General features: G+C 66.2%; 1 protein-coding gene. It reads left to right on the plus strand.

From position 1 onward, the window contains the following. Positions 1 to 24: 24 nt before the first annotated feature. Positions 25 to 382 (plus strand): hypothetical protein (locus tag J1M86_RS23595; RefSeq protein ID WP_206511599.1); only part of this gene is annotated, 358 nt, incomplete at its 3' end.

Below are 382 nucleotides of genomic sequence, written 5' to 3' on the forward strand. Positions count from 1 at the left end.
CAATGATGGGGGAACCAGTTGGCCGTGCGGCAGATTCTGACATCACTGGCGGCTTGTGTCCTGTGCGGGATCATCTCCCTCGCGCCGACGCAGGCTGCGCCCAAGAAAGATGCGGCCAAGGAAGCGGCCAAGCCGGCGCCTTCGGCCGCCGCGGCTGCGGCCGGCGGTGCGGAGCCGACCTTGATCGGCCAATTCGGCACCTGGGGCGCGTACACCGCCTCGCCCAACGGCAAGAAGGTGTGCTTTGCGCTCGCCAAGCCGTCCTCGTCGAAGACCAATCCGCCGAACCGGCCGCGCGATCCGGCCTATGCCTTCATCTCCACCCGTCCGGCGGAGAAGGTCGTCAACGAAGTCTCGATCATGATCGGCTACACCGTGAAGC

The sequence above is a fragment of the Rhodococcus sp. KRD197 genome (genome assembly GCF_017168235.1).
GTDB lineage: Bacteria > Actinomycetota > Actinomycetes > Mycobacteriales > Mycobacteriaceae > Rhodococcoides.